This is a genomic window from Winogradskyella helgolandensis, assembly GCF_013404085.1.
GTDB classification, from domain to species: Bacteria; Bacteroidota; Bacteroidia; order Flavobacteriales; family Flavobacteriaceae; genus Winogradskyella; species Winogradskyella helgolandensis.
In genome coordinates, this window is sequence record NZ_JABFHO010000001.1 from 3,916,764 (window position 1) to 3,938,095 (window position 21,332).

A 21,332-nucleotide genomic window follows, 5' to 3' on the forward strand; every position below is an offset into this window, starting at 1 on the left:
GTGTTGGCTTTTTTAGTTTAGTTACTATTTCTAATTTCTTCTAATCCTTCAAAAATGGAAGCTGCTATTTCCTTTTGACGATCCACATTCATCAAAACCTTATGATCCTCTTCATTCGTAATAAATCCGAGTTCTAATAATACACCAGGACTATTGATATGTCTAAAAATATACATAGGCACTGTTTTAAGTCCGCGATTGGTTGAAAATAATTCCATCTGGTTTTCTAATAAAATCTTGCCAAATGCATAAGATTTATCCTTAAACTCGTCTTTGTCGTTGTAGTAAGCCTCTACTCCATTTGTCAATGGATTTGAATGTGCATTGGCATGCAAACTTACAACTAGATCTGCATTTTGCGTATTAATAAATTCAACACGTTCTTGTAATGTAAAAAATGTATCCTCAGTTCTTGTGGTAATAATTCTGATATTATCACTACTCAAAAGAGATAACTGATGAGAAATATTTAAAACAATATTTTTCTCATCTAAATTACCAGAATCATGTCCTCCATGACCTGCATCTATAACAACTACGAGCGGTTCTTTTAATTCTTTGTATGAACTAAATACAAAAATGCTGGTAAAAAGCAAAATGACAGATATAATGTTTAAAGTTCGTTTGAATACTGATGATTTTGATTGATGTAACATAATAATTCGATTTTTGATTTGAATGAAATTAAATCCGCTAGTGAGAGGAACGCGGTAGTCCTTTTGTCCTAAGTTGATAATGGTATTAGAATAATTTTCAATAGCAATGCCCGATAAAACGGATTGTTCATCGGCTAAAAATTCGTGATTCTGCAGAATGGCTTTCTTGTACAACCAGATAAATGGATTGAACCAAAAGATGCAGTGCAACACTTCTAAAAGTATAATATCTACGGTATGTAATTCTTTACTATGTACGGTTTCATGAGCAATAATGCTTAAATAATCATCTTCAGATAAAACATGATTTTTAGGCATAAACATATAATTGAAAAAGCTAGACACCATCTCCGAATCGGTAATAGTGATTAATTTTAGCTTCCCAACACGTTTACTTTTTTGTCTTGTTAATCGATACATCTGAAATAAATTCTTCAAAAATCGAAATAAGAAAAAACCAGCAACCACTAAATAAATATAGAAAAGCGGATGCGTTGATGAGACCTGCATTGGTGTTACTTCACCAAAAGTTCCGTTTTCTTTAGAAGTCATATCAACATCAGGTTCAGTAAATTTTTCTAGAGGAATTTCAGTAATACTAGGAACCGATTTAAACAGTTCAATTTCCATAAATGGTGCTGCCAAACACAATAAGATAGAACCAATAAGGAAAAAACGATTAAACTGAAATGTCTTTTGTTTTCTGAGTAACAAAACATAAAGCACATAAGAGCAGCCGAGACTAATAATGGTATATATAAAATAACTAATCATTGGCTTTCTTTTGTTCCATTTTTTGCTTTAACAACGCCTGTAGTTCTTCTATCTCTTGCATGGATAAATCGGCATTTTTTGTAAAAAAAGACGCAAATTGTGCTTTAGAATCGTTGAAGAAATGCTGAATCATTCCATTAACTTGTTTCGTGAAATAATCATTCTTTTTAAGAATTGGAAAATATTGTTTGTCTCTACCCAAACGTTCAAAACCTATATAATCCTTATCTGTCATACGTTTCAATAAAGTCGAAATCGTTGTATAAGCTGGTCTTGGTTCCGGAAATTTTTCTACAATGTCTTTCATAAATCCTTTTTCAAGCATCCATAAATACTTCATAACCTGAAGCTCTGACTTATTCAATTGTTTTATATCCACAAATATAGTTTTAATACTACAAATGTAGTAATAAAAATCACATATCCAAATTCAGTTTAAAAAATGGATTTTTTTTAATCCTAAGCTTATCAATAAATGGATTAGTCATTAGTTATTATATCATCCGTCCGAATCAATAACATGTACCGTCTAATATCACATTAATATGTGATTGACAATCGTTAGAGATTATCATAATTTTAAGCATCCCATTACCCTAAATTGATTAAGAGCATCTTAATTTTAAACTAATGTATTATTATTCATCTATAAATGAACACAAGATCCATAAAAGGTAAGTCTTTCAATGAGATTAAAAATGCCCTTGAGCAAAATTTAAATGACGGTTTCAAACCCACACTAGCCATCGTCTTTCTATCAGTAGCTCAAGATCGCAAAGCTATTAGAGAACTATTAGATTTAAAAAATATCTCCGTTTTCGGAGCGACATCAAACGGAGAATTCATTGATGGAAACACTGATAACAAATCGACTGCAATATTATTGCTCGATATGAAGCGTGAACATTTTAAAATTTATCTCGAAGAGTTTCCTGAAAAAAATTACCGTGAAGTTGCTCAATATATCGCTTTCAAAGCAGCATCTCAATTTGAAAAACCAGCATTTTTTATTTCAGCTAGTCATTTAGAAACTGACGCCGAACAGTTACTACGTGGCTTTGAAGACGTTATAGGAAAGCACGTTAATGTTTATGGAGGCATGGCAGGAGATGATTACGCATTTTTAGATCAATTTGTATTTACTAATAAAAAAGAAAGCAGTAGAGGTACTCTTGTACTCGCTTTAGACGAAGATTATATAAAAATTAAAGGTGTGGCTACCTGTGGTTGGAAAGCTGTTGGCACTGAAAAAACAGTGACTAAAAGTGAAGGCAATCACGTTTACACCGTGGATGATATTCCTGTTTTAGATGTTACCCAAAAATATGGTGGCATCGAAAATGTAACTCAGGAAAATGACGATATCATTTTAGAAATTGCTGCCAATTTCCCCTTGCAACTACAAAGAGAAAAAGGAGATCCTGTAATGCGCCCTGGTCTCGTTATAGATTGGAACGACCGTTCCTTTTATTGCAGTGGCACTGTACCTCAAGGCTCTAAAGTGCGCTTTTCATTACCACCAGATTTTGATGTTATGGACAAAGTGATTCAAGGCGTACAACATTTAAAAGATACCGAAATGCCCGAAGCAGACGCTTTAGTGGTGTTTAGTTGTGGAGGACGAATTCTATCGCTTGGACCACTTATGAATGACGAAATTGAAGGAATAAAAAACGTATGGAATGTTCCAATGGTAGGGATGTTTTCTAATGCTGAGCTAGCAAGAGCAACAGGTGGTAATCTCGAAATGCACAACTTAACAACCTGTTGTGTAGCACTAAAAGAGAAATAATTAAAACCATATACAATGCAAAAAATCGCAGTCCTTTACAAGCATATAACAGATATTGAAATGTTCAATGCCTATTACAAAGATATAGTCTATACCGTTATGGGAGATAGGGTACATGCAGCAGCACGTTTATAAGGTGTTTCTTAAGAAAGCAAATTATCATTTCAAAAATATCCGATTGGAAATTTAAAAATGTTAAACGTGCTATTAGTCTATTAACACTAGGACTTATTATTTTATTTATAACCGGTTTATACCATGTAATTTTTATCTTTACTTGATTATATAAAAGCATACTCAATGAAACACTTACTGTTCTTACTAATTGCCTTTACCTTAACGAGTAAAGCACAAACGAGTAAAGTTCTTGAGCCTAAATTAGAAAACATTGCATGGATTGCTGGCACATGGCATGGTGAAGCCTTTGGAGGCATCACCGAAGAAATATGGAGCGAACCTTCTGGTGGATCCATGATGGCAACCTTTAAATTAATTAACGACGGAAAAGTTACCTTTTACGAAATAGAAGTCATCCGAGAAGTCGAAAATTCATTAATTCTGCAATTAAAACATTTCGGTCCAGATCTTAAAGGCTGGGAAACAAAGGATGAAACAGTAGACTTTCCTTTAAAAGAAATCACAGAAAATAAAGTTATTTTTGAGGGTATGTCCTTTGAAAAAATTTCAGATAGTGAAATGAATGTCTATGTTGATATCGAAGACAAAGGAAAAACTGAAACCGTAAAATTCAATTACAAAAAATAACACATGAAAAAAGCCATCTACCTCTTACTACTTCTAATTTTAGTTTTCAATTGTAAAAATGAAACTTCTAAAAAAGTAGAAGAACCGTCTCTAAATGAAACACCTCAAAACATAGCATCAACTAAAATTGAAAAGCAATTACGAGACGTTTACAAAGCTAAAACGACCATTACAATTGATGGAATAGCTAACGATTCTGCTTGGATAAAAAGTCCTTGGTATGCTTTAGACCAAGTTTGGTTAGGTGATTCTCTGACTGAAAATGATTATTCAGGGCGTTTTAAATTGAGTTGGTCTGATGATGCGCTTTATGTTTTAGCTGAAATACAAGACGATACTTTAATTGATACTATTGAAGATCCTTTAGTGAGATGGTGGGATGACGATTGCTTAGAAATTTTTATAGATGAAGACAACAGTGGTGGCGAACATCAATTTAATCATAATGCCTTTGCGTATCATATAGCGTTAGATGGTAATGTGGTTGATATGTCTACTGAAAAAACAGGAAAACTTTACAACTCACATATAGAATCTAAAAATGTAACTACAGAAAACACAACCATTTGGGAAGTAAAAATGGCATTATATGATGATTCATACAACGACAACGGAGAAAATACACCTGTAAACTTAAGTGCTAACAAAAAAATAGGCTTTGCCATTGCCTACTGTGACAATGACAAAAGTTTAGAACGTGAAAACTTCATAGGATCTATTCCTGTAGAAGGTGAAGATAAAAATCGAGGTTGGATCGATGCTAATATCTTTGGAACACTTCTACTAAAAGACTAGTTAAGTTTTAGTTTCTTATAGTGTGTTTTACTTTTTCATCAGCTGTTGTGACATTAGATAAATTAATTGCAGTTTCAATTAATGCTAAATGCGAATAAGCCTGTGGAAAATTACCTAACAATCGTTTTGTTTTAAAATCTATATCTTCACTAAACAAACCAAGATGATTACTATAGGACAATAATTTTTCAAATTGTTCGGTGGCTTTTTGCTCCTCTCCTATTTTGTATAAACTATTAATAAACCAGAACGTGCAAATAGTAAATGAAGATGATGGTAATCCAAAATCATCTTTCGTTTTATAGCGGTATAAAAGCCCTTCGTAGCATAAATCGCGTTCAATGGCCTTTACTGTACTCACAAATTTAGGGTGTTTAGCATCTATAAATCCATAAGACTCCATGAGTAACACAGAAGCATCCAAATCTTCAGAATTATAAGCTTGTGTAAACGCTTGGGCTTTTTCATTCCAAGCGTTTTCCATGATGTCTGTTCTTATGTCTTCCTCTAAAACCTCCCAACGTTGAAGTTTAGAAGTTTTACCTAAGAGTTTAGCTACTTTTATGGCTTTATCTACAGCAGTCCAGCATAGCACTTTAGAAAATGTAAAGTGCTGATCTCCTTCTCTAAATTCCCAAATACCCTTATCTGGTTCTCTCCAGTGTTTACTTACAACCCAAACAATGCCCTTAGTCATGGTCCAAAGTTCTTCGCCATTGTCTATATCATTACTAAAATTAACAAGTAACTGATGAATCACATCCATTAGGATACCATAAATATCATTCTGCTTTTGCATGTAGGCTGCGTTTCCAACTCTAACAGGACTAGACCCTTTATAACCCGATAAATGATCTAAAGATATTTCTGTTAATTGCTTTTCACCACTAATGCCATACATAATTTGCAACTTTTCATCCTTATCCGGCATCAAATCAATAATGAACTTTAAATAACGTCTAGCAATATTTTTATGGCCCAATTGTGACATTACTTTTATCACCATAGAAGCATCTCTAATCCAACAGAAACGGTAATCCCAATTTCTAACTTCACCAATAGTTTCTGGCAACGATGTGGTTGCAGCTGCTAAAACGGCTCCTGTTTTATCATAACTCAACAACTTTAATGTCATTGCGCTACGCGATATTTGTTCATTAAATTTCTTATAAGTTGGCGTACGCTCTAACCAGTTTAACCAATATACTTTAGTACGTTCGTACTCTAAACTTGCGTATTTTAAATTGGGTAAAAATAATTTTTCATTATAACCCACTAAGAAAAAATGATCGGCATTTAAAATAATGTTATCCCCATTTATTACAATTTCTTTATCTAAATCTGTATATAAAAACAAGGTGTCATAAGTATCTTCATTATTAAGACTCACAATAAAATCATCCTTTACATAAGTAGAAGTAACGCCTTTAGCATATTCTAATTTAGGATCATAAGCTACTTTTAATTCTGGTTGCCCCGAAACATATTTAAGATATCTAATAAATTCTGGAGGTGAATGGTAATTACCATTTGGTTTATGATACCTAGGCATAAAGTCTATGACCTCAAAAACATCATTACCTTTACTAAAACGTGTAATTAATATCGCTGTATTTTCTTGATAAAATTGATCTGTTGTATAACCGTCATCAACAATAAAACCGAAGCTACCCCCTATGTCATCATCTAATAACTTTGCAAATACAGATGCGGAATCAAACTTTGGTAAACAACACCAATCAATGGAGGCGTCTTTGGATACTAAAGCGGCACTTCTACAATTTCCTATAATTCCGTAATCTAAATTATTCATTAATTTCTCTATTTAAAATGATGATAAAAATTCTAATTTCTTTAAATTAACGAAAATATTGAAACCCATCCAAAATATTATCATGAATAAAACAATAATAGTTTCAAACCGATTACCACTTCAAATCTCAATAGAAGATGACAAACTTAACGTAACGCCTAGTGTTGGCGGGCTTGCCACCGGAATGAAGTCTGTACACGCAGATGGAAATGGAGTTTGGATTGGCTGGTCTGGGATTACAGATGAAGATTTAGATGACAACTTAAAATCAAAAGTTAATGCTAAAGTTAAAGACGCCAAATGTAGAGCTGTAGGTCTTACTGAAGCTGATGTTGAAGATTTTTATTTAGGCTTTAGCAATCGAACACTTTGGCCTTTATTTCATTATTTTTTAGAATATACAGAGTTCGAAAAATCGCAATGGGAAGCTTATAAGCGCGTGAACGAAAAATTTGCTAAAGTTGTATTAGAAACCATTGAGGAAGGTGATACCGTTTGGGTTCACGATTATCAATTATTGCTTTTACCGCAACTTATAAAAGAAGCAAGACCAGATGTGACCGTAGGTTTCTTTCTGCATATTCCGTTTCCTTCTTATGAGATATTTAGAACATTTCCGTGGCGCGAAGAACTTTTAACAGGAATGCTTGGCGCAGATCTTATTGGTTTTCACACCTATGATTACGAACGTCATTTCTTAAGTTCCGTTAAACGAATTTTACGTCTCGATGTTAATTTTAATGAAATTACGTATCACGATAGAATTATAAAAGTCGATTCATTTCCTATGGGAATAGACTATGACAAATTTTACAATGCTGCACTGGCGCACGACAATCCAAATACTGAAAAATCTGAGCTCCAAAAACGCTTAGATACACATTTAAATGTAGCTGATGATCAAAAATTTATCCTTTCTATAGATCGATTAGATTACACAAAAGGAATTCCAAACCGGTTACGTGCATTTGAGCATTTTCTAAATACTTATCCTCAATATAAAGAAAAAGTGAGGTTAGTAATGCTCGCAGTGCCTTCGCGTTCTAATGTACCACAATATAAAAAGTTAAAAAGTGAAACCGATGAATTGGTTGGTCGTATTAATGGTGAATTTTCTACAGTAAGCTGGACACCAATTTGGTATTTCTATAGATCTATGCCTTTTGAAAATCTTATCGATTTATATACATCATCTGATGTGGCTTTAATCACTCCTGTAAGAGATGGTATGAATTTAGTTGCTAAAGAATATGTGGCTACCCGCACAAAACAAGATGGTGTTCTTATTTTAAGCGAAATGGCTGGTGCTGCAAAAGAAATGAACGAAGCTATTCTTATTAACCCTAACAGTTTCGAAGACTTTGGAAAAGCAATTTATAAGGCATTAACCATGCCATTAGAGGAACAACAAAATCGAATGAAAATTTTACAAAAACGTTTAAAACGTTATGATGTCGAAAAATGGGCTGGAGAGTTTTTCAAAACCTTGGATTCCACTAAAGAGCTCAAAGATGTGAGTGTTTCAAAAAAATTAAACGAAGAGGAGGAAAACCTAATTATTGAACACTTTAAAAACGCTAAAAACAGACTTATTCTTTTAGATTACGACGGTACTTTAGTTGGCTTTAAAAACAACCCGCAAGATGCCAAACCAGACGAAGAATTATATGACCTCTTAGATAAATTTGAAAACGAAAAGGCCGTCAAACTTTGTTTAATTAGCGGAAGAGACAAAGCGACATTTCAACAATGGCATGGAGACAAAGACTATGATCTTATTACGGATCATGGAGTTTGGATGCGGGAACAAAAAAAATGGACACCCTTAGAAATTCTTAAAACAGAATGGATGTCTAGCATTAAACCTATACTCGAAACTTTTGTAGATAGAACACCAGGAACATTTATCGAAGAAAAAGAATACTCTTTGGCTTGGCATTACAGAACTGCTGATCCTGAATTAGCACAAATACGCACCATGGAACTCAGCACCGTTTTAACAAGTATGATCGCTAATAATGAATTATCAGTTTTACAAGGCAATAAGGTTATTGAAATAAAAAGCAGTAATGTTAATAAAGGTAGAGCAACAACCCAATTATTAATGAAAGACGATTACGACTTTGTATTAATTATGGGAGATGACTGGACCGATGAATATATGTTTGAAGCCGCACCAGAATCTGCGGTAACTATAAAAGTTGGTTACGTAAAAACAAAAGCTAAGTATCAAATTAAAGGCCCAAATGAGGTTAGGGAATTACTCAAGAAATTTATTTAAAATGAACAAACTTTTAGTATTAGTCACGTTAGCACTAACGATCAGTGTTACTGCTCAAACCGACCAAAAAATCTACGATATTATAGATGCAATTTCAGAAGAAAATTTACGTGAAGATGTAAAAACTTTAGCGGATTTTGGCACAAGACATACTTTAAGTGATACACTCTCACAAACTAGAGGTATTGGCGTGGCGCGTCGTTGGATAAAATCCGAATTTGAAACCATTTCTAAAGATTGCAACGATTGTTTAGAGGTCTTCTACCAGAAAGACTTAGTCAAAAAAGGAGAAAATCAACGTATCGTTAAAGATGTTATGGTGGTAAACGTCGTTGGAATACAACGTGGCACAAAATATCCCAACCGTTTTATTATAATGAGTGGAGACATCGATTCGAGAGTCTCAGACCCAAATGATTTCACATCTGATGCACCAGGAGCTAATGACAATGCCACAGGTATGGCAGGAACTATAGAAGCTGCACGTGTATTATCGAAATACAAATTTGAAAATAGTATTATCTATGTCGGATTGTCAGGTGAAGAACAAGGCTTATTTGGTGGTAAGGGATTAGCAAAATATGCACAAGACCATAATTGGGATATTATTGGAGTTTTAAATAATGACATGATTGGCAATATCTCAGGAGTTGATGGCGTGATTGACAATAGAACCTTTAGGATTTTCTCAGAACCTATTACAACCTCAGAAACGGATCCAGAGAAATTAGCAAATCAAGCGAGAGCTAGACGTTTTTATGGTGGAGAAGTTGATGGAACATCTCGTCAGTTAGCACGTTATGTGCACAAAACGACAAAAACTTACATGCCAGAAATGAATCCCATGTTAATATATAGATTAGACCGTTTTGGTCGCGGAGGCCATCACAGACCTTTTAACGATGCAGGTTTTCCTGGACTTAGAATTATGGAAGCTCACGAAAATTACACACAACAACATCAAGATATCAGAACTGAAAATGGTATTAACTATGGAGATACTTTTGAGCATGTTAACTTTCCGTATTGTAAAAAATTAACTGCAGTCAATGCGATAACCATGGCAAGCCTCGCCTCTGCTCCACCGTCACCAACCGAAGTTAGCATTGGTGGCATTGTTGAAGCTTCTGCTAAACTAAAATGGTCTAAAGTTGAAGGTGCCAAAGGTTATAAAATCTATTGGAGAGATACTACATCCCCAATTTGGGATCACAGTCGCTATGTTGAAAACATTACTGAGTTTACCTTAGAGGGTATTGTTATTGATAATTCCTTCTTTGGAGTAGCTGCTGTTAGTGCAGGCGGACATGAAAGTGTTGTGGTTTTTCCAAATAAGATTTTGAGATAAACACCAATGAAAATCAGTCAGCTCAAACCCTTAATACCCGAATTATTTTTAATAGTTTCCGTATTATATTATTGGTTTTTAACTCCTAATCTTTTTAATCCGATTGCTATTGGCTTGTTAGCTGTTCTAAGCTATCAAATCATTAAGAAAAATACAACCTTAGGATTAGTTCTTTCTACCGTATTTATAGTTCTAACCTTATTTATGGTTTTAGCATTGATTTCAGAGTTATCAGAATTTGACAACGTTAATCATAATTGGAAAAACCTCGTTATTTTTGGATCCTTATATCTTGGATTAAATTTAATATTGGCAGGATTTATGTTTTATAAATATTTGAAATTAAAAATGGTTTAAAATTGAAAAATAAATTAATCGTAATATTCGTACTGGCATTTTCGACCATTCAAGGCCAATTACTTCAAGACAAGGGAGAATTCACTAAACAAGATACACTTAGAGGTAGCATCAATCCAGAACGCGAATGGTGGGACTTAACTTATTATCATTTAGATATTGAAGTCAAACCTGAAGACAAATTCATTTCAGGAAAAAATACCATTCAATACAAAGTATTGCAACTAAATCAGGTGATGCAAATCGATTTGCAAGAACCGATGGAAATAACAAAGGTGCTTCAGGATAGAAAAGAATTAGAGGTAAAACACGAAGGCAATGCACATTTTATAACGCTATCTGAAAATCAAAATATTGGAGATATCAATTTTATTGAAGTCTATTATAAAGGACATCCAAAAGAAGCCAAACGTGCCCCTTGGGATGGTGGGTTTTCATGGAAAAAAGACAAAAACGGAAACCACTTTATTGCCACATCTTGTCAAGGTTTAGGCGCTAGTGTTTGGTGGCCCAATAAAGACCACATGTATGATGAAGTGGATAGTATGCTCATCAGTGTAACCAATCCAAAAGGTTTAACTAATGTGTCAAACGGAAGACTTAGAGCATTAGTTGAAAATGATAATAATACCGTGACATCGCATTGGTTCGTCAACAACCCGATTAACAACTACGGAGTTAATGTAAATATTGGGGATTATGCTAATTTTTCAGAAACCTACGAAGGCGAAAAAGGTAATTTAGATATGGATTATTGGGTGCTAAAAGATAATCTAGAACTCGCCAAAACGCATTTTAAAGATGCACCAAAAATGATGAAAGCTTTTGAATATTGGTTTGGACCTTATCCATTTTATGAGGATAGTTTTAAATTAGTTGAAGTCCCTTATTTAGGCATGGAGCATCAAAGTTCTGTCACTTATGGTAACCAATACAAACAAGGGTATTTAGGCAGTGATTTATCGGGTACTGGTTGGGGATTAAAATTCGATTTTATTATAATTCACGAAGCAGGTCACGAATGGTTTGCCAACAATATCACCAACAAAGACATCGCTGATATGTGGATTCACGAAGGCTTTACCTCCTACTCAGAAAATCTATTTTTAGACTATTATTACGGCAAAGAAGCTTCTGCGGATTATGTGATTGGTACGCGTAAAAACATCCAAAATGACAAACCGTTAATTGGTCATTATAACGTAAATAATGAAGGCTCTAGTGATATGTATTACAAAGGTGCCAATATGTTGCATACACTTCGTCAACTCATTGAAGATGATGAAAAATGGAGACAAATTCTAAGAGGTTTAAATTCTGAATTCTATCATCAAACAGTATCAACTAAGCAGATTGAAGATTACTTAAGTGAGCACTCAGGTATTGATTTAACGGAGTTTTTTAATCAATATTTAAGAACCACTAAAATTCCGACATTGGAATATGAAATAAAAAAAGGGGAACTAAAGTATCATTGGACAAATAGTGTTGAGAAATTTGATATGCCCATTCAAGTTGAAATTGGAGAAAAATCGGAGTGGTTATTTCCAAAAGCCGAATGGCAATCTAAAAAAGTCTTTTCTGAAGATTTCAAAATAGATAGAGATTTCTACGTGAATTCTAAAAAATTATAACTATTGGAATTACCAGAATTATATTTTAAAACCGATATGGAATGGCGTGAATGGTTACTAGACTATCATGATTCAGTAAAAGGCGTCCATTTAATTTTCTACAAAGTAGATCATAAAAAAGACTCTATGCGTTGGGAAGAAGCCGTAAAAGTGGCGCTTTGTTTTGGTTGGATAGATTCTACTGTAAAAAGTTTGGGTAATGGAAAACGGCGACAATATTTTTGTCCTAGAAAACCGAAGAGTGTTTGGAGTGCGGTTAACAAAAATTATATTATTGATTTACATAAAGAAAACTTAATCCACAAAAGCGGTCATAATTCTATAAAGATTGCTAAAGAAAATGGTAGCTGGTCAGCATTAGATGATGTAGAAAATGGCATTATTCCTGAAGCACTACAGAAGGCATTTGATTCCAATAAAAGAGCCTATTCTAACTACCTCAACTTTGCTCCTAGTTATAGAAAAAGCTATTTATACTGGTTAAATCAAGCAAAAAGAGAAACTACGCAACAAAAAAGAATCGCAGAGATAATTAAACTCTGCGATGCTAATATTAAAAGTCGGGAGGTAAGATAAACTACAAACCACTAATATAACTTCCGTAAGGATCTTTAAACTGCATACCTTCAGAATAACTATACTTGCTTAACTTATTAAATTGTGTTAATCCCCAGAGAATAAATTCTTTTTCAAAATAAACATCTTTAGGATCTATTTCTGGTTGATAATCTGCAATTAAAGCATCTAAAGGAGTAACCTCATCTAATTTTGCTTTGTAAGCTTTATCGTCATATTCATTTAACAATTCAAAACCGTCTCCATTGAAAAACCATGAGATTAAATCATCATATGGAGTTTCATCTCCTTGTTTTTCTAGTTTTTCAACTTTAGGGAAATATTTAGGAAATAACGTTTTCACTGCGGCTTCCAATAAAGCGTTAGCCACAAAATCGGCACCTTCTTGTTCTCCTTCATAAACCAATTCTACTTTTCCTGTAATTGCAGGAATCACTCCAATAAAATCAGATAATCGGACTGAAGTTGTATCATCTCCAGAAATTAATGCACGGCGTTCGGCGGTACTTAATAAATTCTCAAAAGCCGTAATACTCATACGCGCACTTACTCCACTTTTAACATCTACATATTCACTTTCTCTCGCTTCAAAACTAATTTGTTCTAGTAAATCTTTTGCTAATTCTGGGACATAAACAGATTCCGATTGTCTTGAATCTAGTTTCGCCTCTTGTGCTGTAATTGTTCTTGCCGTTTCTACATCTTCAGGATAATGCGTTAAAATCTGAGAACCAATTCTATCTTTTAAAGGTGTTACAATGCTTCCTCTATTAGTATAATCTTCAGGATTTGCGGTAAACACAAACTGCATGTCTAAAGGCAAGCGTAATTTGAATCCTCTAATTTGAATATCTCCTTCCTGCAAAATATTAAATAAGGCGACTTGAATTCGAGCTTGTAAATCTGGCAGTTCATTAATGACGAAAATACAACGGTTAGCACGTGGAATCATGCCATAATGAATAACACGATCATCGGCATAACTCAATTTTAAATTGGCTGCTTTTATCGGATCGACATCACCAATAATATCTGCAACAGTTACATCTGGTGTCGCTAATTTCTCCGCAAAACGAGCATTTCTGTGTAGCCAAGTTATTGGAGTATCATCTCCTTTTTCTGCAATCAATTCTACAGCAAATCTTGAAATTGGTGCTAAAGGATCATCATTAATCTCCGAACCTTCTACGACTGGAATATATTCATTCAACAGATTCACCATCATTCTTGCCAAACGTGTTTTTGCCTGTCCTCTTAATCCTAATAAATTGATATTATGTCTCGACAAAATAGCACGTTCTAATTCAGGAATCACCGTATTTTCATAACCGTGAATCCCTTCAAACGTGGTTTTCTTATTTTTTATGTTTTCAATCAGATTATCTCTCAATTCATCTTTAATAGATTTTGATTGATAGCCTGCTTTTTTTAGTTCGCCTAACGTATGTATTGTTTCTATTTTCATATTCAATTATTAGAAAAGAGATTATAGATAAAAGAAAATAGACTCAGCCATTTCTCTATTCTATGCTCTTTATTCTTTATTCTTTTTTTATCCTTTAATTCTCTTCTTTCTGTTATTCTCGTAATCTTCAAAAATCATTTCACCCAAACCTTTCAATCCTGTGTAGAATGCTTTACCTCTATTGGCTTGCGTAAATTTTCTAATAAATTGCATTAAATAGGGATCTTCAGCAATCATAAACGTTGTTATCGGAATATGTAAACGTCTAGCTTGTTGCGCCATCGCATAACACTTGTTAGTGATAAATGGATCTAAACCATTACTATTTTTATAATATTGTCCGTCTGGCATACGCAAACAACTGGGTTTACCATCCGTAATCATAAAAATCTGCTTGTTAGTATTTCGTTTTCTGCGTAACATATCCATTGCCAATTGTAATCCGGCAACCGTATTGGTATGATATGGCCCTACTTTTAAATAGGGTAATTCTTTGATTTTAATGGGCCAAGCATCGTTTCCAAATACTAATATTTCTAAAGTATCTTTTGGATAGCGTGTGGTAATTAATTCTGCCAAAGCCATAGCTACTTTTTTAGCAGGTGTTATTCGGTCTTCTCCGTAAAGAATCATACTGTGACTAATATCAATCATGAGTACTGTACTCATTTGGCTTTTATGAAGGGTTTCTTCAACTACCAAGTCTTCTTCGGTTAGACTAAAATCACCAATACCATTATTGATCTGCGCGTTTCTAATGCTTTCAGTCATGGAAACTTTATCTAGATTATCCCCAAACTGATAGGCTCTAAAATCTCCTGTATGTTCATCCCCTAGACCAACACCTTTACTTTTATGATTACCAGAACCACTGCGCTTTATTTTACCAAAAATTTGATCTAAAGCTTGCTGACGAATAGCGCGTTCTGTTTTGGCTGTAATTGTCATACCGCCTTCACCTGTTCCATTAGGATCTAGTTCTTCTCTTATATAACCTTTATTCTTTAGGTCTTCAATAAAATCATCAATGGTATACTCTGGAGTCGTTAACTTATATTCTTTATCTAGACTACGTAACCAATCAATAGCTTCGTCAAAATCGCCTGAGGTATGCGTAATGAGCTCCTTAAAAATCTCGAAAAGTTTTTCGAAAGGTGATTGGTGAGGAGCTTCGTAGGTTTTAAAAACAAAACCCGATTTATTTAATTTTTGTTTCATAGCTATGTAAAAATAAGGCTTTTTCACACGGCTATCATCAGCATTAACATCTCCTTTAGAAATTAAACAATAGCTTTTCGCTATATTTTAGACAGTAGTAACGCTATTCCAATGAATAAAAATTATACTTATTGAGCAACTTTGTAATCATTAGCATGATATATAAGAATATCACTAAAACTCTAGCCTTAAAACTTATAAATAAAAACGTCTGTTACTCAACACGTCTCAAACCTTCAAAATCTATAACCTTTATTTGTTTTCCTGTAGTGGAAATCAAGTCTTCCTTTTTAAATTGAGACAAAATTCTAATGGCAGACTCTGTAGCAGTTCCTACAAGATTGGCATAGTCTTCTCTAGATAAGATAACGCTTAAATACCCATTCTCGTCAACATCAAAAGTAGAATGCAAATACATTAGTAAATCCGCTAAACGTTGTTTTACAGATTTCTGAGCCATATCTACAATGATATTATCTGCAATTCTCAGCTCTTTAGCCATGTCTTGTAACATATCTAAAGAAAAGCTTGCGTTTTTTGATAAATCATGAAGAATTTCGTTTTTAGGAATAAAGCAAACTTCCATTTCATTTACTGCAATAGCGGTAAGGTTAGATTTCTCATCGGTAACTAATGAACGTTGCCCTAATAAATCACCTCTTACGACTAGTTTAACAATTTGGTCTTTACCATTAGCACTCAATTTTGTTAACTTACAAACACCATCCTTAATACAATAAATACCATTTATACTTTCACCTTCTCTAAATAAAGTTTCACCTTTTTGTATAAACTTAGAAGTTTTACATCCAGATATACGAATTAAATCGTCTTTTTCTAAAGATCTTAAAGCATTAAACTGTTTAACGATACATTGTTGGCACTTTGTCATAGGAAAAACTCTTAAATTCAAAGTTAATCAAAACATGACAAATATCATAGATTAAAATTAGTACTTTTAAGACTTTTGTTATAGGTATAAATGAGCAAATTAAAAATGGAAAACAAAACTTGTTTTCACTGTGGTGATGACTGTGGTAGTCATCCAATTACATTTCAGGATAAATCATTCTGTTGCAATGGTTGTAAAACCGTTTTCGAGATTTTTAACGAAAACGATCTTACGTGTTATTACGATTTACAAAATTCTCCTGGAGCAATTCCAAAGGAAATAGAAGGCAAATACGATTTTCTATCTCAAGAAAATATCATCGAAAAGCTTACAGAATTTAGAGATGGTTCCGTAGAAATAGCTACACTTTACATTCCACATATTCACTGTAGTTCCTGTATTTGGATTCTCGAAAATTTAAACAAACTCAATCCAGGTATTTCAGATTCTCAAGTCAATTTCGGCAAGAAAACAGTTAGAGTTACTTACAATTCAGACACAACCAATTTAAAAGCGGTAGTTCTATTATTAAGCGCTATCGGTTATGAACCTTATATTAGTTTAGATGATTTTAATTCTGGCAAAAAACATATTAATCGAAGCTTAATTTACAAACTTGGAGTTGCTGCTTTTGGGTTTGGTAATATTATGTTTTTGTCTTTTCCTGAGTATTTTGAAGTCAACGAATTTTGGCTAGAACAATATAAACCGCTCTTTCGTTGGTTAATGTTTGCCATGTCATTACCGATTGTATTTTATTCTGCACAAGATTATTTTATATCAGCATATAAAGGTTTAAAAGCAAAAATCCTGAATATTGATGTTCCAATCGCACTTGGAGTTTCTGTTCTTTTTATAAGAAGTACCGTCGAAATTACCTTTGATATGGGTTCTGGTTTTTTTGATAGTTTAGCCGGATTAATATTCTTTTTATTAACTGGAAAATTCTTCCAACAAAAAACCTATGAGTTCTTATCCTTTGAACGCGATTATAAATCATACTTTCCAATTGCCATCACTAAAATTGATAAAGATGGAAACGAAAATTCAATTCAGGTTTACGATATAGAAAAAGGGGATCGCATTTTAATTCGGAATGAAGAACTAATTCCTATTGATGGTATTCTTATTAATGGAAAAGCAAAATTAGATTACAGTTTTGTAACAGGTGAATCACAAACAGTTTCCAAACAATCTGGAGACAAATTATTTGCAGGAGGAAAACAAACCAATGGAGTCATTGAAATGGAGGCTTTAAAATCCGTTGAACAAAGTTATCTCACACAATTATGGAGTAATGATGTGTTCAACAAAAATAAAGAAGACGGGTTTACCAATATTACCAACACTATAAGTAAACATTTTACTATTGCGATACTAACCATTGCATTTATTGCAACATCATTTTGGTTATTTGTGGATTCTAGCAAAGCCATGAATGTATTTACAGCTGTGCTAATTATTGCGTGTCCTTGTGCAATTGCTCTCTCCGCACCTTTCACTTTTGGAAACTTATTAAGAATCTTCGGTAAACAAAAATTTTATGTAAAGAATGCCAGTGTCATTGAACAATTAGCACAAATAAATACCGTGATTTTTGATAAAACAGGAACCATTACCTCTAATAAAGATAGTAGTGCCGAATATGATGGAGAGTTACTTTCAGATTCTGAAAACATCGTTCTTAAAAATTCACTTAGAGGTTCTAATCATCCCTTAAGTAGAACCTTATATACTATTTTAGAAGAAAACAATATTGTGACACTTGATACTTTTGAAGAGCACATAGGTAAAGGAATTGAAGCAAAACACAATGCTGTAAACATGAAAATTGGTTCGGCAAGTTTTGTTGGAAATCCAAACACTAGTGCTCTGTTAAACACTACAGTTCATGTCAGTAGCAATAATATCTATAAAGGAAAATTTACATTTTACAACAGCTATAGAAAAGGGGTTTCAAAATTATTCAATCAATTAAAAAAACATTTTGATTTGGTCATTCTTTCTGGCGATAATGAAGGTGAGCTTGAAAATTTAAAAAAATTGCTACCAGCTAAAACTAAATTAATTTTCAATCAAAAACCCGAAGATAAATTAGAGTTTATTAAATATCATCAATCCGAAGGAGCTAAAGTATTAATGATTGGTGATGGCTTAAATGATGCTGGTGCATTAGCACAGAGTGATGTTGGAATTGCTATATCAGAAGATGTAAACGTCTTCTCTCCAGCTTGTGATGCTATTTTAGATGCTTCAAAATTTAAGCAATTATACAGCTATATCCAAGCCTCTAAATCAGCCATAAAAATTATTAAGTGGAGTTTTGTATTGTCGTTTTTTTACAATATTATTGGGTTATACTTTGCTATAACCGGACAATTAGAACCCGTAGTTGCCGCAATATTAATGCCTTTAAGTTCAATTAGTATTGTTATATTTACAACTATTGCCACAAATTTTTTAGGAAAGAAATTAGAATGATTAAAAATAATGAAACATGATATTTATCATGTTTTCAAACCGGCCTCAATATTACTTTTGAGCCATAACTTCAGTAGGTATGAGTGTTATTTATATTTTATTAACGGTTAGCGTCGTTATTGGCGTGGCTTTCTTTGTCATTTTTATAATGGCCGTAAAGTCTGGACAATATGATGACGACTATACTCCTTCTGTACGAATGCTATTTGAAGACGAACTGGTAAAAGAACCAACCAATACATCAAAACAAACTAAAACTGACTAATTAAATTAAATATGGAAATGCAACAATTCTATTACGATAATAAAATCGTTAAAAAATTCCTCTATGCTACCATTCTTTGGGGAGTTGTTGGGATGCTTGTAGGCCTCATTTTGGCCTATATGTTTTTATTCCCTAACATGACTGATGGCATCTCTTGGTTGAGTTTTGGTCGATTAAGACCATTGCACACCAATGCCGTTATTTTTGCCTTTGTTGGTAATGCCATTTTTGCTGGTGTTTACTACTCTACACAACGCCTCTTAAAAGCAAGAATGTTTAGTGACTTTTTAAGTAACTTAAATTTCTGGGGCTGGCAAGCTATCATTGTCGCTGCAGCAATTACATTACCTTTAGGTTATTCAACATCTAAAGAATATGCAGAATTAGAATGGCCAATAGATATTGCTATCGCTTTAATTTGGGTCGCTTTTGGTATTAACCTTATTGGTACCATGATTAAGCGTCGTCAACGTCACTTATACGTGGCGCTATGGTTTTACTTAGCAACGTTCGTAACGGTAGCTGTACTTCATATATTTAATAGTTTGGCACTTCCTGTAAGTTTCACCGGTATGAAAAGTTATTCTGTGTATGCAGGTGTACAAGACGCCTTAGTACAATGGTGGTACGGACATAATGCCGTTGCATTTTTCTTAACAACACCATTCTTAGGGTTAATGTATTATTTTGTACCTAAAGCTGCCAATAGACCTGTGTATTCATATCGACTTTCTATTGTTCACTTTTGGTCATTGATCTTTATATATATTTGGGCGGGACCTCACCACCTTTTATATACAGCATTACCAGAATGGGCACAACATTTAGGTGTGGCATTCTCAATTATGTTATTAATGCCATCTTGGGGTGGAATGATCAACGGATTGTTAACCTTGCGTGGAGCTTGGGATAAAGTACGTACAGATCCTGTTTTAAAGTTTATGGTGGTAGCTATTACCGGTTATGGTATGGCAACCTTTGAAGGACCAATGTTATCCCTTAAAAATGTAAATGCCATCGCCCACTTTACGGATTGGATTATCGCACACGTGCACGTTGGTGCTTTAGCATGGAATGGTTTCCTAGCCTTTGGTATGATTTATTATCTAATCCCTAAATTATTTAAAACAAAATTATACTCTATCGGTTTAGCAAATATGCATTTCTGGATTGGTACGTTAGGTATTATGTTATATGCTTTACCACTTTACGTTGCAGGTTTTGCACAAGCAAGTATGTGGAAACAATTTAATCCAGACGGAACATTAGTATACGGTAACTTTTTAGAAACCGTAACCGAAATTATGCCAATGTATTGGATGCGTGCTATTGGAGGTACATTATACATTACTGGTATGATCATTTTAGTGGTCAATGTTATTCTTACCGTTGTAACGTCTAAACATGGGGTTACAGACGAATTAGCTGAAGCTCCTGCGTTAACACGTGTTTCTAAAAGTAGAGTTGCTGGAGAAGGCTGGCACACTTGGTTAGAGCGTAAACCAATTCAATTAACTATTTACGCTACAATTGCAATTTTAATTGGTGGTATTGTGCAGATTATACCAACCATAGTTGTAAAATCTAATATACCAACTATTAGCACGGTTAAACCTTACACTCCTTTAGAACTTGAGGGTAGAGACCTTTATATTAGAGAAGGTTGTGTGGGCTGTCACTCACAAATGGTGCGTCCGTTTAGATCTGAAGTAGAACGTTATGGTGAATACTCTAAAGCGGGAGAATTTGTTTACGATCACCCATTCCTTTGGGGAAGTAAACGTACAGGACCAGATTTACATCGTGTTGGAGGTAAGTACTCAGACAACTGGCACTTTAACCACATGTACGATCCTCAAAGTACATCGTCAGGATCCATTATGCCAGCGTATCAATGGTTAATTGTTGGAGAAGAAGCTAAACTAGATAAATCCTCAACTGAAATGAAAATGGAAACCATGGTGTCATTAGGTGTCCCTTATACAGATGAAGAAATTGCTAATGCACAAGCGCATATGTTAGAACAAGGTACTCAAATCGAGCAAAGCCTATATAATGACCCAGATTTTGTAGCTTCTTATGAAGCCGATAAAGCGGCCTCAGGTGACGAATTTGTTGAAATGCGAAATAGAGAAATCGTAGCCTTAATTGCTTATTTACAGCGCTTAGGAACGGATATCAAAGTAAAAGATATTATTGACGAAACCGCTCAAAACTAAT

The 21,332-nt window shown here is 33.9% G+C and carries 17 protein-coding genes; 11 read left to right on the forward strand and 6 right to left on the reverse strand.

The features are described from left to right. Positions 1-17: 17 nt before the first annotated feature. Positions 18-1,430, reverse strand: a complete 1,413-nt coding sequence (locus HM992_RS16640; protein ID WP_179320463.1) for an N-acetylmuramoyl-L-alanine amidase — start codon at positions 1,428-1,430, stop codon at positions 18-20. Further along, positions 1,423-1,809, reverse strand: a complete 387-nt coding sequence (locus HM992_RS16645) for a BlaI/MecI/CopY family transcriptional regulator (RefSeq protein WP_179320465.1) — start codon at positions 1,807-1,809, stop codon at positions 1,423-1,425. The genes HM992_RS16640 and HM992_RS16645 overlap by 8 nt, the downstream gene beginning before the upstream one ends. 273 nt (positions 1,810-2,082) lie before the next feature. Here HM992_RS16645 and HM992_RS16650 point away from each other — a divergent pair, with 273 nt between their 5' ends. From HM992_RS16650 to HM992_RS16660, 3 genes are all read left to right on the forward strand, one after another. Next, positions 2,083-3,222: an FIST signal transduction protein gene (locus tag HM992_RS16650; RefSeq protein ID WP_179320467.1), complete on the forward strand. Its 1,140-nt coding sequence runs from the start codon at positions 2,083-2,085 to the stop codon at positions 3,220-3,222. Between the two features lie 300 nt (positions 3,223-3,522). Further along, positions 3,523-3,987: a DUF6265 family protein gene (locus HM992_RS16655; RefSeq protein WP_179320469.1), complete on the forward strand. Its 465-nt coding sequence runs from the start codon at positions 3,523-3,525 to the stop codon at positions 3,985-3,987. A gap of 3 nt (positions 3,988-3,990) precedes the next feature. Beyond that, positions 3,991-4,782 (forward strand): sugar-binding protein, encoded by a 792-nt coding sequence (locus HM992_RS16660; RefSeq protein WP_179320471.1) that lies wholly within the window; start codon positions 3,991-3,993, stop codon positions 4,780-4,782. A 7-nt stretch (positions 4,783-4,789) separates the two neighbouring features. Here the strand turns inward: HM992_RS16660 and HM992_RS16665 are convergent, their stop codons facing one another. Next, positions 4,790-6,595, reverse strand: a complete 1,806-nt coding sequence (locus tag HM992_RS16665) for a glycoside hydrolase family 15 protein (protein WP_178983975.1) — start codon at positions 6,593-6,595, stop codon at positions 4,790-4,792. A gap of 82 nt (positions 6,596-6,677) precedes the next feature. On the opposite strand from HM992_RS16665, the gene HM992_RS16670 reads away from it, so the two are divergent. The 5 genes from HM992_RS16670 to HM992_RS16690 are packed head-to-tail and all read left to right on the forward strand — an operon-like array spanning position 6,678 to position 12,791. Beyond that, on the forward strand, positions 6,678-8,876 hold the full coding sequence (locus tag HM992_RS16670; protein WP_179320473.1) for a bifunctional alpha,alpha-trehalose-phosphate synthase (UDP-forming)/trehalose-phosphatase: 2,199 nt from the start codon (positions 6,678-6,680) through the stop codon (positions 8,874-8,876). Position 8,877: 1 nt separating this feature from the next. Further along, positions 8,878-10,224 carry a M28 family peptidase gene (locus HM992_RS16675; protein WP_179320475.1) on the forward strand — a complete coding sequence of 449 codons (1,347 nt, stop codon included), beginning with the start codon at positions 8,878-8,880 and terminating at the stop codon, positions 10,222-10,224. Between the two features lie 6 nt (positions 10,225-10,230). Next, positions 10,231-10,581, forward strand: coding sequence for a hypothetical protein (locus HM992_RS16680; protein WP_179320477.1), 351 nt, complete (start codon positions 10,231-10,233; stop codon positions 10,579-10,581). A 2-nt stretch (positions 10,582-10,583) separates the two neighbouring features. Further along, entirely contained in the window at positions 10,584-12,215 is a 1,632-nt protein-coding gene (locus HM992_RS16685) for a M1 family metallopeptidase (RefSeq protein WP_179320478.1), read from the forward strand. A 3-nt stretch (positions 12,216-12,218) separates the two neighbouring features. Next, a complete protein-coding gene (locus HM992_RS16690) occupies positions 12,219-12,791 on the forward strand; it encodes a YdeI/OmpD-associated family protein (RefSeq protein ID WP_229720519.1) in 573 nt (190 codons plus the stop codon). 1 nt (position 12,792) lies between these two features. Here HM992_RS16690 and HM992_RS16695 read toward each other — a convergent pair whose 3' ends face one another. From HM992_RS16695 to HM992_RS16705, 3 genes are all read right to left on the reverse strand, one after another. Continuing rightward, complete coding sequence (locus tag HM992_RS16695; protein ID WP_179320480.1) at positions 12,793-14,256, reverse strand: MoxR family ATPase; 1,464 nt, start codon at positions 14,254-14,256, stop codon at positions 12,793-12,795. Positions 14,257-14,343: 87 nt separating this feature from the next. Beyond that, positions 14,344-15,474 (reverse strand): vWA domain-containing protein, encoded by a 1,131-nt coding sequence (locus tag HM992_RS16700; RefSeq protein WP_179320482.1) that lies wholly within the window; start codon positions 15,472-15,474, stop codon positions 14,344-14,346. Between the two features lie 214 nt (positions 15,475-15,688). Next, a complete protein-coding gene (locus HM992_RS16705; protein ID WP_179320484.1) occupies positions 15,689-16,366 on the reverse strand; it encodes a Crp/Fnr family transcriptional regulator in 678 nt (225 codons plus the stop codon). Positions 16,367-16,471: 105 nt separating this feature from the next. Here HM992_RS16705 and HM992_RS16710 point away from each other — a divergent pair, with 105 nt between their 5' ends. The 3 genes from HM992_RS16710 to ccoN all read left to right on the forward strand — a co-directional run bounded on the left by HM992_RS16710 (position 16,472) and on the right by ccoN (position 21,331). Then, complete coding sequence (locus HM992_RS16710; protein WP_179320486.1) at positions 16,472-18,847, forward strand: heavy metal translocating P-type ATPase; 2,376 nt, start codon at positions 16,472-16,474, stop codon at positions 18,845-18,847. A 79-nt stretch (positions 18,848-18,926) separates the two neighbouring features. After that, on the forward strand, positions 18,927-19,112 hold the full coding sequence (gene ccoS, locus HM992_RS16715; protein ID WP_178983965.1) for a cbb3-type cytochrome oxidase assembly protein CcoS: 186 nt from the start codon (positions 18,927-18,929) through the stop codon (positions 19,110-19,112). 11 nt (positions 19,113-19,123) lie between these two features. Next, the gene (ccoN, locus tag HM992_RS16720; RefSeq protein WP_178983964.1) at positions 19,124-21,331 is read left to right on the forward strand and encodes a cytochrome-c oxidase, cbb3-type subunit I; all 2,208 of its coding nucleotides are present in this window, start codon (positions 19,124-19,126) and stop codon (positions 21,329-21,331) included. Position 21,332: the final 1 nt, after the last annotated feature.

Bases quoted from the DNA above. Each gene is read 5' to 3' on its own strand.
- HM992_RS16640 (WP_179320463.1), bottom strand. From the start codon at position 1,430: ATGATTAGTTATTTTATATATACCATTATTAGTCTCGGCTGCTCTTAT.
- HM992_RS16650 (WP_179320467.1), top strand. From the start codon at position 2,083: ATGAACACAAGATCCATAAAAGGTAAGTCTTTCAATGAGATTAAAAAT.
- HM992_RS16655 (WP_179320469.1), top strand. From the start codon at position 3,523: ATGAAACACTTACTGTTCTTACTAATTGCCTTTACCTTAACGAGTAAA.
- HM992_RS16660 (WP_179320471.1), top strand. From the start codon at position 3,991: ATGAAAAAAGCCATCTACCTCTTACTACTTCTAATTTTAGTTTTCAAT.
- HM992_RS16665 (WP_178983975.1), bottom strand. From the start codon at position 6,595: ATGAATAATTTAGATTACGGAATTATAGGAAATTGTAGAAGTGCCGCT.
- HM992_RS16670 (WP_179320473.1), top strand. From the start codon at position 6,678: ATGAATAAAACAATAATAGTTTCAAACCGATTACCACTTCAAATCTCA.
- HM992_RS16675 (WP_179320475.1), top strand. From the start codon at position 8,878: ATGAACAAACTTTTAGTATTAGTCACGTTAGCACTAACGATCAGTGTT.
- HM992_RS16680 (WP_179320477.1), top strand. From the start codon at position 10,231: ATGAAAATCAGTCAGCTCAAACCCTTAATACCCGAATTATTTTTAATA.
- HM992_RS16695 (WP_179320480.1), bottom strand. From the start codon at position 14,256: ATGAAAATAGAAACAATACATACGTTAGGCGAACTAAAAAAAGCAGGC.
- HM992_RS16700 (WP_179320482.1), bottom strand. From the start codon at position 15,474: ATGAAACAAAAATTAAATAAATCGGGTTTTGTTTTTAAAACCTACGAA.
- HM992_RS16705 (WP_179320484.1), bottom strand. From the start codon at position 16,366: ATGACAAAGTGCCAACAATGTATCGTTAAACAGTTTAATGCTTTAAGA.
- HM992_RS16710 (WP_179320486.1), top strand. From the start codon at position 16,472: ATGGAAAACAAAACTTGTTTTCACTGTGGTGATGACTGTGGTAGTCAT.
- ccoS (WP_178983965.1), top strand. From the start codon at position 18,927: ATGAGTGTTATTTATATTTTATTAACGGTTAGCGTCGTTATTGGCGTG.
- ccoN (WP_178983964.1), top strand. From the start codon at position 19,124: ATGGAAATGCAACAATTCTATTACGATAATAAAATCGTTAAAAAATTC.